Annotated in this window: 10 protein-coding genes (1 of these 10 only partly in view); 8 read left to right on the top strand and 2 right to left on the bottom strand. The window is 37.0% G+C overall.

The window, feature by feature from the left end:
- Positions 1 to 3 precede the first annotated feature (3 nt).
- The 4 genes from QC759_RS06565 to pyrB all read left to right on the top strand — a co-directional run bounded on the left by QC759_RS06565 (position 4) and on the right by pyrB (position 6,299).
- Entirely contained in the window at positions 4 to 1,707 is a 1,704-nt protein-coding gene (locus QC759_RS06565) for a glycosyltransferase family 39 protein (RefSeq protein ID WP_048072846.1), read from the top strand.
- A gap of 222 nt (positions 1,708 to 1,929) precedes the next feature.
- Positions 1,930 to 4,314 (top strand): DEAD/DEAH box helicase, encoded by a 2,385-nt coding sequence (locus tag QC759_RS06560; protein ID WP_048072845.1) that lies wholly within the window; start codon positions 1,930 to 1,932, stop codon positions 4,312 to 4,314.
- Positions 4,315 to 4,487: 173 nt separating this feature from the next.
- Entirely contained in the window at positions 4,488 to 5,216 is a 729-nt protein-coding gene (locus tag QC759_RS06555) for a tRNA (adenine-N1)-methyltransferase (protein WP_048072844.1), read from the top strand.
- Between the two features lie 168 nt (positions 5,217 to 5,384).
- Positions 5,385 to 6,299: an aspartate carbamoyltransferase gene (gene pyrB, locus QC759_RS06550; RefSeq protein WP_048072843.1), complete on the top strand. Its 915-nt coding sequence runs from the start codon at positions 5,385 to 5,387 to the stop codon at positions 6,297 to 6,299.
- A 160-nt stretch (positions 6,300 to 6,459) separates the two neighbouring features.
- On the opposite strand, the gene QC759_RS06545 is transcribed toward pyrB, so the two are convergent.
- Positions 6,460 to 7,608 (bottom strand): orc1/cdc6 family replication initiation protein, encoded by a 1,149-nt coding sequence (locus tag QC759_RS06545; protein WP_048072842.1) that lies wholly within the window; start codon positions 7,606 to 7,608, stop codon positions 6,460 to 6,462.
- 1,733 nt (positions 7,609 to 9,341) lie between these two features.
- On the opposite strand from QC759_RS06545, the gene QC759_RS06540 reads away from it, so the two are divergent.
- From QC759_RS06540 to QC759_RS06530, 3 genes are all read left to right on the top strand, one after another.
- Positions 9,342 to 10,376: a cobalamin biosynthesis protein gene (locus tag QC759_RS06540; RefSeq protein WP_052659969.1), complete on the top strand. Its 1,035-nt coding sequence runs from the start codon at positions 9,342 to 9,344 to the stop codon at positions 10,374 to 10,376.
- A 199-nt stretch (positions 10,377 to 10,575) separates the two neighbouring features.
- Positions 10,576 to 11,643 (top strand): cobalt-precorrin 5A hydrolase, encoded by a 1,068-nt coding sequence (locus QC759_RS06535; protein ID WP_048072840.1) that lies wholly within the window; start codon positions 10,576 to 10,578, stop codon positions 11,641 to 11,643.
- 205 nt (positions 11,644 to 11,848) lie between these two features.
- A complete protein-coding gene (locus QC759_RS06530; RefSeq protein ID WP_048072839.1) occupies positions 11,849 to 12,103 on the top strand; it encodes a stationary phase-response protein in 255 nt (84 codons plus the stop codon).
- Between the two features lie 105 nt (positions 12,104 to 12,208).
- On the opposite strand, the gene QC759_RS06525 is transcribed toward QC759_RS06530, so the two are convergent.
- Complete coding sequence (locus QC759_RS06525) at positions 12,209 to 12,793, bottom strand: class II aldolase/adducin family protein (protein ID WP_048072838.1); 585 nt, start codon at positions 12,791 to 12,793, stop codon at positions 12,209 to 12,211.
- A gap of 335 nt (positions 12,794 to 13,128) precedes the next feature.
- Between QC759_RS06525 and QC759_RS06520 the strand changes: the two genes are divergently transcribed.
- Positions 13,129 to 13,150 carry the 5' portion of a pyruvate kinase alpha/beta domain-containing protein gene (locus QC759_RS06520; protein ID WP_048072837.1) on the top strand. The gene runs 659 nt beyond the window's last position, so 22 of the gene's 681 nt are visible here — the first part of the coding sequence; it begins with the start codon at positions 13,129 to 13,131; its stop codon lies off the right edge, out of view.

The following is a 13,150-nucleotide window of genomic DNA, read 5'->3' as shown; positions in this document are numbered from 1 at the left end:
ATATTGAAGAATAAAGCTGGTCTAGTTGAAAATATCAGGGAAAGGCTTAAAAATCCTCTGATAATTTTAACCATTGTAACCGTGACCATTGCCATCTATATTTCTGCGGTTCAAATATCAATTGGGGTCAATTACTTCGATGTATTTAGTTACCTTAATGTTGCCCTATTTTACGCTGGAATGGGACCGGTAAATCCTGATTTATTACACGGGCCTTTCCTAATTCCTTTTTTAACTTCCCTGGTGTTTCGGGCAGGTTTTGTGTCCAGTAACATCATCATAATTATAGATGCTATCATCTTTATATTTGGGGTCATCGGTTTCTATCTCCTGCTAAAACAAAGATTTAATGAAATCCAAAGTTTATGTGGTTGTTTAATTTATATTTCATTCCCCTTGATAATTTCCTGGGCCGCCAGTGGTTCTATTGATGTTCCGGCCATCTCATTTTCAATTTGGGCTATTTATTTAATGGTCAGAGGTGTGGAAGAACATTCAAAATATTTATATCTGGCCCTGCCCCTGTTTGTTCTGGCAGTTCTGACCAGGTACACTGCTGCCCTTTTAATATTTCCCATGATATTATACTTGGCCATGGGTAGTGCTCTGGAAAAAGGGTTAAAGACACATTTAACCCATTTATTGGTAGCGGGGGCACTAATAACCCCCGTGGTGATCTACCTTTACCAGAAATTCAAGTACATATCATATCTCCTATTACTGATGAACGCTTCTATCTCTAACTGGAGGTCCATTGGTATGGGAGATGTGGCCTACAACCCGGATAACCTGTACTATCTGCATAATCTGTTAAATTACATGGGAGTAGGTCCGGTTAAAGGCAGTTATTATCAGTTATTCAGCCCCAGCCAGGCAGTTCCATCAATTTTATCTTACTTAACAGTAGTTCTGGTCCTCTGTGGCCTGAGCATATACGTCTACAGCATTTTAAAAAATAAAATAGAGCAGGTCAGCCAAAGGGATAAAAAAAGCCTGGTGCAGATAGTTGCCTTGGTTTTTTTAATAATTTTAAGCCTGGTGAGCTTTTTTTATTTATCTTACATAATCACGGATATTCTGCTGTTTTTAACCTGCCTCTTATCCTACAAGATATTTCACCATGGCAAAAACAGTCATTTAAAAATTGATTTACTATTCCTATGCTGGTTTTTAACCTTCTTCATCATGCATAGTACCATTCCCATGAAAGTTGACCGCTATTTCATTACCGTGCTTCCGGCACTGGCTTACTTTATAATTCTGGGTTTAAGTGTTTTAATTGAAAGATATAAGCTAAGGATTAACAACAAGACTTGGAAGACGTGGGGATTATACGCAGTGGTGGGTTTGATATTTTTAACATCATCGACCGTGACTTTCATGGGACATACTCCCAATACTTGCTTGATTAAGTACATTGAACCTTCCACCCAGTGGCTGGAGGATTACGATCCACAATGCCAGGAAAAAGTAATTTTCTCTGATTACAGCCCGGCAGTGTCCTGGAGTATGAAAAAAATGGTGATTGGGGGTGTGTTAAAAGATTTTAAAAATACCAATGAATTCTCCTCCATGTTAACTGCTGCCGGTGCCGAATACTATATCGACGCCCTCAGTGAAAAAAAACCTGTACTGAAGGATTACCATGTTATTAAAGAAAATGGAGACATTGTCATTTACCAGAAAAACGAGGATTTTGAGAGTTAAACCTCAATCTCTTAATATTCCATAATTCGTACTTATTCTAAACCATACAGTGGCCTATTTTTAACCATACATTGCCACACTATAATGTAGCCCCTATTTTTTAAACAATAAATTTCATAGGGAAAAAAGTTGTATTAAACCAATACCAAATAAATAACCATGTGAAATTTTCATTTCCAATAGTAATCAAGCAGTAAAATTTCATTATTTCAGGATAACAAAATGAAACATCAAAATGAGACCCACCCTTCAAGAAAACCGGTCCGGTGGATACAACACCCTTTAATTGAACAGGGAAAAATCGAAGCGCGCCTTTACCAGCAATTACTGGCTGCGGATGTTATTAAAAAGGGAAACACCATGATAGTGGCCCCCACTGCCCTGGGAAAAACTGTGGTTGCCGCCCTGGTTGCAGCAGATAGGCTGGAAAAATATCCAGACAGTAAAATCTTACTTTTAGCACCCACCAAACCCCTGGTAATACAGCACGAAGAAAGCTTTCGCGAGTTTTTAAAATCCACAGTCAGTAGTTTAACCGGGGCCGTGAAGGTAGAAGAACGGGAGAAAAGATGGTATGACTCCCAAATAATTGTAGCCACCCCCCAAACTATCGAGTCAGATATAATTGCCGGGAGATACTCTTTAGAGAATGTTTCACTCCTTATTTTTGATGAATGTCACCGTGGAACCGGATCCTATTCTTACGTGTTCCTGGCCCAGCGCTACAACAAACAGGCGAAAGATCCGTTAATACTTGGTTTAACTGCCTCACCAGGTGGTGAAGAAGAAAAAATAAATCAGGTGTGCCACAACCTGTTCATCAACGAAGTGGTGGTTAAAAGTGAGGATGATTCCGATGTGAAACCCTATTTTAACCCCATTGATGTGGAATGGGTAAGGGTGGACCTGAAGAAGGAACAATTGGACATTAAAAAACATCTGGATGTGGCTCTCAAGAACCGTCTTAAGGGCTTAAAGAAAATGGGAGTACTGAGCTCCATCCAACAGGTCACCAAGAAAGATGTTTTGAGGGCTAGAGGAAAGGTGCAGAACAGGTTGTCTCAGAGTAACAGTCCGCCCCGAGATTGTTTGCTGGCAATATCTATGCTTAGTGCGGTTTTAAGTGTTCTTCACTCGCTGGAACTTTTAGAAACACAAGGCATAGGTAATTTGTATGCATACTTCCAGAGAATGACTAAGAAAAAAACCAAAGCTGCCCAGGGATTATTCAAGGATGAAAATTTCAAAGCTGCCGTTAATTTAACCAGACAGGCTCAACAGAAAGGTGTTGAACATCCTAAACTGGGAAAACTAATGGAAATCCTTAAGGATGCTTCTGAAGACCAGGAGCAAGTTATTGTTTTCAGCCAGTACCGGGACACCGTGAATCAGATCTACGATAAATGTAAGGAAGAAGGTGTTAATGCCGTTAAATTCTTTGGACAGGCCAGCCGGGAGAAAGAGAAGGGCCTAAGTCAGAAGGAACAGAAGGAAATCATTAAAGCGTTCCGGATGAGGAACTATCAGGTTCTGATTTCCACCAGTGTGGCTGAAGAGGGAATTGACATCCCCAGCGTGGACTTGGTGGTTCTCTACGAACCAGTTCCCTCGGAGATAAGAATGATCCAGAGACGTGGGCGAACCGGTAGGACCACCAAAGGACGCATGATCGTGTTAATAACCAAAAACACCCGGGACGAATCTTTCTATTATTCAAGTATGCACCGTGAAAGGAGAATGAAAAAACAGCTGGCCAATGGATACAAACAGCCAGAAAAACCATTAATCGCCGATGATGCAGACGTTAGGATGTTAGACCGGAAGGGTGAGGATTTAAAATCCAGGAACTCATGGGGAGAAGATGAAAAGAACCTGGTGGTTTACGTTGATCATAGGGAAGCCAAGTCAGGGGTTACTCGAGCATTGAGTAACATGGAAGCAACAGTAAAAACTGTAAGTCTACCTGTAGGAGACTATCAGGTGAGTCCCCATGTGGCCGTGGAAAGAAAAAGTAGTAAAGACTTTGTAAGCTCATTAATTGACAAAAGGATCTATAAACAGGCCCAGGAACTGGTGGAAAACTTCCCCAAACCACTGATAATCCTGGAGGGAGGGGACCTTTACAGCAGTGGATTGCACCCCAACGCTATTCGAGGAGCATTGGCCAGTTTGACTGTTGATTTTAACATACCTATTATCCCCACTCGTGATCCCGAGGACACTGCAGCCATGATCCTTAGAATTGCAAGTAGAGAAGTTTACAAGGGCTCCAAAGACATTCAGGTGCGAACTGAAAAGAAACCACTTACATTGCAGGAACAGCAACTTTTTATTGTAGAGTCACTGCCCAATGTGGGACCAGTCACTGCCCGAAAATTATTGGAGGCCTTTGATAGTGTTAAAGGTGTTTTTAACGCATCAATTGATGATTTAAAGAGAGTAAGTGGTGTTGGTGATAAAACTGCCCGCAATATTCGGAAAATAATTGAATCTAAGTATTCAGATACCTTCCGTTTTCCATCAGATTCTGAGGATACCAGGGAAACATCCATCATAACTGGAAAAAACAAGCCAAAAATGGAGTATAAACTGGAAAAAGAGGATTAAATATCCTATTTACTTGTTTAAGATGGTTATTAGGCCAAATAGTATAATAAATAATTGATTAATCTGTAGTATTCGAATTTATGTTGTAAAATAGACGTGAAAGAATAGTTAAGGTAATGAAAATCATTTTGCCAAATCATTGGCGAGATTCTATATAGGGAGATTGATTATTGATGAAAATTTTAATGAATGATAAAGGTAAAAAATTCTTGATTGGTACCGAGGATCTACACACCGAGCAGGGTTATATTAAACAGGAAGAAATTGCCAGTAGTAGTCCCGGAGATGTGTTAAAAACCCATATGGGCCGGGAATTCCATGTATTAGAGGCCAATATTAACGATTACATCCAACTTATGGACCGTAGATGTTCCATTATTTTACCTAAAGATTTAGGAATCATTACCGCCTATACCGGACTGGGTAGTGGCCAGCAAATAGTAGAAGCAGGAACTGGAGCTGGTGCTGCCACCATCTTTCTGGGAAATTTAGTGGGGGAAAATGGCCATGTATTCTCTTATGAATTACGTGAGGACTTCTCCCAAATTGCGGAAAAAAATGTCAAAGGCTTTGGATTGGAAAATGTGACCCTGAAATGCCAGGATGTAGTGGAGGGTATAGATGAAGAAAATGTGGATCTGGTGTTCTTAGATCTTCCCAAACCCTGGGAAGTGGTGGAACAGGCCCGTGATGCCCTCAAATCAGGGGGTTATCTGGCAGCGTACACCCCCTACATTGACCAAGTGAAACTTCTCACCAGAATTCTTAAAAAACGAAAATTCTCCGATATTAAAAGTGTGGAGTGTTTAGTGCGTGAAATTGAAGTAAAAGATAAAGGTGTGCGGCCCAAAACCAGAATGACAGGACACACAGCTTATTTAACCTTTGGAAGGAAAGTTTAGGTGTGACAAACCATTAAAAGTAAGAATTCCCGGATCTTAAGACTTTAAACATTAAAGAACAAATTATAATGAATAAGTTATAATAGAAAATAAAAAATACAACTACGGGGTTAAGGTAAGGATTGAAGGAAGAATATCAGGTGGACAACTAATAGATGGTGAAGACCCATGGGTTTCAATTTAAAAAACATAATCTCAATCAAGGATTTTAGTAAAGGCGATATTGAATACATTCTTAAATTAGCCGAAGAAATGGAACCCATTGCCCGTTCACAGGAAAAATCAAGTATCCTGTCCGGATCTATCCTGGGAATGTTATTCTATGAAGCATCCACCCGAACCCGCCTATCATTCGAAACAGCCATGAAACGGTTGGGGGGAAGTACGGTCGGTTTTGCCGAGGCTGGAACCAGTTCTGCAGTTAAAGGCGAGAATTTAACCGACACCGTGAGAATAGTTAGTGAATACACTGACGCTATAGTTATACGCCATAACATGGAAGGTACTGCACGTTATGTTTCGGAAATGGTTGATGTTCCGGTGATCAACGCTGGTGACGGAGCAGGACAACATCCCACCCAGACTTTACTTGATTTATACACCATGAAGCGTTTACTGGGTGATATTGAAGAGTTACACGTGGCTTTAATCGGTGATCTTAAATATGGGCGAACTGTACACTCTCTTTCTTATGCTCTGGCCATGTTTGGGGCTAGGATGAGTTTCGTGTCACCTCCCGAGCTTAAAATGCCCAAGGAAGTTCTGCACGATCTCTCGGCAGCAGGGGTCAATGTCCAAGAAACAGAGGATATTAGGGATGTTCTAAATTACGCCGATGTTTTATACGTGACCAGAATACAGAAAGAAAGATTCCCTGATCCACAGGAATATTTGAAGATCAAAGGAGCCTACACCATTGATTCTCAGCTTCTTAAGGGTAGTGAAGCCATAGTAATGCACCCCCTTCCACGGGTAGATGAGATTTCCCATGACGTGGACAACACCCCCTATGGAAAATACTTCCAACAGGCATTTTACGGAGTTCCAGTACGGATGGCTCTTCTAAAATCAATTATAAGATAACAAGTAAAAATTAATTCAAAATCTAGTGATTTTAAGCACTAAAGTGTTCAAAAACAGGCGATAATTTTTTTTTAATATTTTCAAAAAAAATCTTACAATAAATTAGGATTGACAAAAAAATCCAGGTTTTTAAAAATTGAGATGTGGAGAAAGAATGGTTTTAACCACTCCACATAGCATCTTCCAACAGTACCATATCACATTGCAGAGTGATGAGATTTGTTCTTCCTTTACCTCTACCTCTGGAGACTGTTTTTGTGGAAATAAGTCCTAACATTTCCAGTTCGTTTATAAAGTCAAAAATTCTACGGTATGACACAGAATCTCCTTTGGTTATGTCTTTATATACATCATAAAGCCTACCGGAGGTGATTTCTTCCTTGCGTTTGGTCAGGTAGATGAGCGATTCCAGTACTTTTTGCTGCTGACTGGGGAGAGTCATTACAATATCCGTGACCTTGTTGTGTTCAATCTGGTCCTTAGCCTCCCGGACATACTCTTCATAAACCACTTCCGTTCCCTTTTCATCAGCCAGTTCACCGGAGGTTCGCAGTAAATCCAGAGCATACCGGGCGTCTCCTTCTTCTTTAGCGGCGAGTGCGGCACATAGAGGTATAACTTCATCATGCAGGACATCATCATTAAAAGAAAGTTTAGAACGTTCTTGCAGGATGTCCACCAGTTGCTGAGCATTGTAAGGTGGAAATACTATTTCACGATCACGGAGACTGCTTCGTACTCGTGGTTTGATGAACTGTTTAAAATCTACAAAGTTACTAATAGAAGCAATAGAAACATTGTCAGTTCGGGTAAGTGTATAAAGTAAACCATCACCATCATTCTTTAATAGGATATCAATTTCATCAAGAATGATAATTAAAATCAAATCATTTCCGAAAACATTTTTCTTGAAAAGGTTTCGAAAAGCATTAATCACTTCTGCTTTGGTCCAACCACGGTAAGGAACATCTTGACCCATCTGCTGACATAAACGAGCAATGACTTGATACTCTGTGGTAAAATCTGTGCAACGAATGTATTCTACTCGTATATTAACGTTTTTCTCCTTGGATATCTGGTCCAGCTGCTTCTTGGCGAACTTGGCCACTGCAGTTTTACCAGTTCCTGTTTTACCATAAACAGTGACATCAGGGGGTGTAACATTATTTAATGCTTCAACCCAATATTTTGCCACAGATTTAATCTGATCCTCACGGTGAGGAAGATTATCCGGTAAAAATCTATGGTCTAAAAATTTTTTACATTTGAATACCGAATTTTTTCCGCCCAATTCCTCAAAGATATTCATAAATACCACTTCTTATTATAAAAATACATTTTCGTCCTCAATTTTAATCAAGAAGGATTGAGAACTGTTTGCATCGGTGACCAAAACCCTGACAACGATCAAACCGACCTTTCACCAGAGATTATTATTGATTCAAACAGTAATTCAAATTTTGAATGAAATAAATCACCGATTACTTGTATAAACACAGGTTAGGACTTTAATATTAGAATACCCCAAACTAACAAAGTCCATTCCGCCCAACTTAAATTATACACGTATAAATAGATATCTGCCAAATTTTTTGGAAGCTATCAACATGTGAGTGATGAATTTACAGCCTACACTTCATAAAGCAATTAAACACACCTTGAGTGAGGTGGGTTTCAAGTGTAAAATTACAGATCTAAAGAAGTGAAGGTGCGTTTCAAGTGTAAGTAACTAATCCTATATTAATGGTTATGGTGAGAGGTAGGTTGCAAGTGTAAAAAAAGAATGACCACTTCGCAAAAATTCGATGAAAGAGGTCAGTTGCAAGTGTAAAAAATGATACATTTTCAAAAAGTTAGGTGGGAGGTACATTTCAAGTGTAAAAAAAAATAATAAGAAGTGAAAATGATAGAAAGAGAGATTGATTTCAAGTGTAAAAAACACAGGTATAAAGGATCTTAGTAATAAAAAATTTAAAAAAAATATCTTATTAGATTAAAAATTAAACAAAGATAATTTATAATTTAATATTATTAAAAAAAAAATATAATCAATTTTAACAGTAAAATAAGTAAATTTAATAGTTATTATTAATTTTAAATATAAAATATAAAGTATTTCATGACATACAATAAGGTTATAAAAAAAATTTTACAAACTATTTTTTTAGTTTTTAAGTCTTTTTTAAATTTTTTTGTAAAAAAAACCCTATTTTATTTGTTTAATTAAATTAATAACTATTAAAATAGTTTATTTAATGATATAAAAATTGTAAAAAATTTTGTTTGATCAATCCATTTCTGAAGAAAAAATGTAGTTAAAAAATCACTTTTTTACTATATTTTACTAATAAATTATTATTTTTCACTAAAAATTTCTATTTTTTACACTTGAAATTGATCTCTCACAATCTTAAATATTCACATTCAACTATTTCATTCTAATTAAAATTAAAAAAAGTATAAAAAATACACTTGAAATGTATGTTTTATTTATTTTCAACTCATTTTCATTGGTTATTACACTTGAAGTTAATCTCTCCCTGGTGAGCCACTTATTTTCCCTTGGAATTTACACTTGAAACCAATGTCTTACTCCTTTATTTTTTGTTTTTCCATAATTTTTTCATTCCCCCAATGTTATTTACCACTAACTATTCAGTTTTTGATTTCAAGACCCATCCTGAATAATTTTTACACTTGAAATCAGGGTCTTACTCACCATGATACCAGTTTTAAATGGAATAAAGAATACATTTCCCATTTTTTGCATGAATTTTAATTCACTATACTCCTATTAGATCCAGCGTAAATTAATTTATGCTGTTAATTAGGATTATATCTAAAATAAAGGTATAATCACGCTTATAAAATTAAATTGGGTTAAAATAAATATTTTTTCATCTTTTTTGATTGGTTATTTTAGGGGGAATCTGATTTCCTTTTTGATTATTTAGCCCCCTGTGGAAAAAGGATAATAATTAAAAGCCCAATATATTTTTAGACTGTTTTAAATTTTCAATATATTTGAATGAGGAAAAAGCAATGGGAACTGAATTGTTAATCGTGATTTTCATCAGTATTTTAATTGATTTAACTGTAGGGGAATTGCCCCCTTCTCTCCACCCCGTGGTCTGGATGGGTAAAGGAATTTATAAAATCAAAACCTTCTTGACTAACACTCACCGGAATAAAAGTAGATTAAATGGATTTATAATGGCCATAATATTGATTATTGGTTTTAACTTACTCTTCCTGATAATTTTGACGTTATCTTCTGTTAATCATGTATTATACATCTTAGTGGCTTCAATCCTCCTATCATCAACTTTTGCCATAAAATCGCTTATTAGTTCAGTTAATTCAGTGTATCAAAGTTTAAGTAAGGATTTAGAAAAGGCTAGGAAATCCATTTCTTTATTGGTAAGTCGTGATACATCACAGCTATCTGAAAGAGAAGTTATATCTGCAGCAATCGAAACTCTCACTGAAAATATCACCGATTCAATTGTAAGCCCTCTATTCTACATATTTCTATTTGGTTTTCTGGGAATCCTGGGGTGGAACTGGTTAAACATTCCCACAACAACCTTGTGGCCGGGTGAAGCCCTGTTTACTGGATATCAAATTCCAGTTTTACTAGGTGTGCTGGCTGGTGTTTCTTACCGGGTGGTAAATACCTTGGATGCCATGGTTGGTTATAAGGACCCCCAGAACCTTAATATTGGATGGTTTTCTGCCCGCTTAGATGATCTATTGAACTATGTACCGGCCCGGGTCACTGGTTTTTTTGTGGTTTTATCCGCCAGCCTCCTTGGACAGGATTACAAATGCGCCTGGAGAGTCATGATGGCTGATGCCCAAAATACTCCCAGTCCTAATTCTGGATACTCCATGGCGGCAGCAGCCGGAGCATTAGGAGTTCAACTGATAAAACCAGGAGTGTATACTTTAGGACATCCTAAAAACGATTTAAAACCAGAAATGATAAAAGAAGCTATAAAATTAGCAAAAATGGTTACATTTACCTTTTTAATGTGTATGGTGATGTTAACTCTCATTTTTATTGTTTTTTGTTAAATTTTTTATTTAATTTCTATAAAGGAATATCAAATACTTGCACTACTAGACAATACCAGTACATATAACATAATTTAAACTTAACATCATTATAGGAGAAAACAGCTGAAAACTATTCCTGGCCTAGGCTATAAAAAAATCAGCACATCTAACAACTTCATTCATATCTTTATCCTATTAAACTGTTTGACGTGATTATATGAGATTTGCAATTATAAGCGTGACTGAAGAAGGGAAAAAAATCGCCAGTGACCTGGAATTTGACTTGAAAAATGATCCTACTGTTTTGAAGGTGGATGTGTTCCATAAAAATGTGAATGAAACCTTCCGTGATTTATTCAATGATTATGACTGCTGGATTGCTATAATGGCAACCGGGATTGTGGTTAGGACTCTGTGTCCCCATATAAAATCCAAACTATCAGATCCAGCTGTCCTGGTAATATCTGAAAATAGGAAACATGTTATCAGCTTATTATCCGGGCATTTGGGGGGAGGCAATCAGTTATCAATTAAGGTTGCCGGAATAATTGGTGCTGTTCCAGTTATAACCACTTCAACAGATTTAAAAGGCAGAATAGGTATTGATTCATTGGCTAGACAATATTGGCTTGACATTAAAGAACCAAAACTTATTAAAGAGGTGAACCAGCTGATTGCTGAGGATTATAAGGTTGATCTGTATATTCCCCCCAGCTTCAGATTCTTAGAAAACCATCCCTTGGTGGGCATGTCTTATAAAATCCATATATGGGATGAATCATTCATAAAGGCAGTTTTACCCCGTGAATTAAATGTATCTAAAGAATCAAAACGAAAATCAGAAGAAAATCGAGGAGTTGGAATAGAATCAGATAAAACTTTAGATCTACATCCCCGCTTGCTGGTGGCTGGTTTAGGTAGTAAAAAAGGTGTAACTGGAGATCGAGTCTTTTTTGCCATAAGATCCGCTCTTCAAAATCTTCACGTGCCTCTGGAAAGGTTGGATGCCCTGGCCACTGCCGAAGTAAAGAAGGATGAAACTGGTATTTTGGAAACCGCAGCAAAATCTGATTTACCTCTTAATATAGTTCCCTTACGAGAAATTGCCCATTTTGAACATCCTGACTGTACTCCTTCGCCACTGGTACAACGTGAATTTGGTGTACAGGGAGTATGTGAGCCGGCATCCCTAATCACCGCGGGGCCTGGTTCACATCTCCTCCTGAGAAAAACAGCCTACAACGGAGTTACAGTTGCCATTGCAGTGTCCAGTGGTAATGATTAAAACCTTTAATTAATTTTTTAAATACGTTTTAAGGAAAAAATATGCATCTAATTGGATTTACACACTTTTTAAGCATGATTCTAATTCTTCCCACCAAAAGATTTTTAAAGCTCAAGATATAAAGAAACTTGGATAAGGCTTTTTATGAATTACCATTTTAAGCACACTAAATCATTAAACACAATTGACCCATGGAGGCGCTATTATGAGTACAGAAGCATTTGAACGTTGTAATCAGATTTTAAAACACATTATGGGAGATACAAGTGTGCCCCGAAATATTAGACGGGCAGCTGAAGAATCCAAGAACCTACTATCACAGGATGATGACGAACCAACCGTTAGAGCCAGCACAGTTATATCCATTTTAGATGAAATAAGTAATGACCCCAACATCCCGATTCATGCCAGAACCCTTATATGGAATGTTTTAAGCGAATTAGAATCCGTACGCGAATAAAAATTAATAAAAATAAAATTAATTTCTTTTTACTCTAAATTAAATTTAATATCCAGGATTTAAGGACTTTTTTTATACTTTTTATAAAATCCTGGTTTCTCCAATTTAACCTAAAAATTCTATTTTACTCAAAACTCTGGCTACAAATTGGGTTTTGGCAGTTTCTTCCACGAACTCGGCTAGCAGGGCAGCTTCATTAAGGTCTTCCCCCGTAGCCACCACCCCGTGGTTTTCTAAAATAACTACATCCTCATATTTAAGACCTTCACCCACTAGTTTAGCTAATTCCATTGTTCCAGGGGGTTTATAATCTACCATTTTTAAAAATGGTTTGGATCTTTCGCCAAATCCTTCTAATCGTTCAATTTTTTCTCCAGACATGGCAAAGCCCGTGGCGTATGATGAATGGGTGTGAACTATCCCTGCAGTTTCTTCTTTGTTTTTGTAAACTTCTAAGTGTAGTTGTAGTTCTGATGATGGATTGTCACCACCAGCCACTAATTGTCCATCCATATCAGTTAAAACAATCTCATTTTCCTTAAGTAGCCCCAATGAAACACCACTGGGGGTTATGGCCACGGTATCCTGGAAACGAACACTAATATTCCCTGATTTTCCAGGGGCCAGTCCTTTACTGTAAAGGTAATGGGCGATTTCACATATTTCCTTGGTTAAAGGATGTTGACTCATACTCAGATCTCCTTGGTTTTTTATCAAGTTGAAATTCTATTATTCATTACTTATCTAAGTGTTTTTAAGTGTCAAGGGTTTTTCCGTTTAAACGGATGAATATTCTATTTAACCGGTTGTCCATAGACAAGTTCCTATTCAAATCATTTCCTAATCATCATTAATGAATACCTTAATTTTTAATTAAAATAAATAAACTAAGCTTAGTTATATTATTTTTTTTTAAATTGTATTATGGAAATTGAAAACGGAAAATATTTAATGATACCTGCCTTTTAATTAAAATATAAAATTTTTAAAAAGATTACTTAAAAAAAGAGTATGTAGGGGATTATATGAAAGTTTTCCAGAGACAAG

Origin of the sequence: Methanobacterium formicicum, from assembly GCF_029848115.1 — an archaeon.
In the GTDB taxonomy this organism is placed as follows: domain Archaea; phylum Methanobacteriota; class Methanobacteria; order Methanobacteriales; family Methanobacteriaceae; genus Methanobacterium; species Methanobacterium formicicum.
This window is presented reverse-complemented; position numbering and strand designations above follow the sequence as displayed.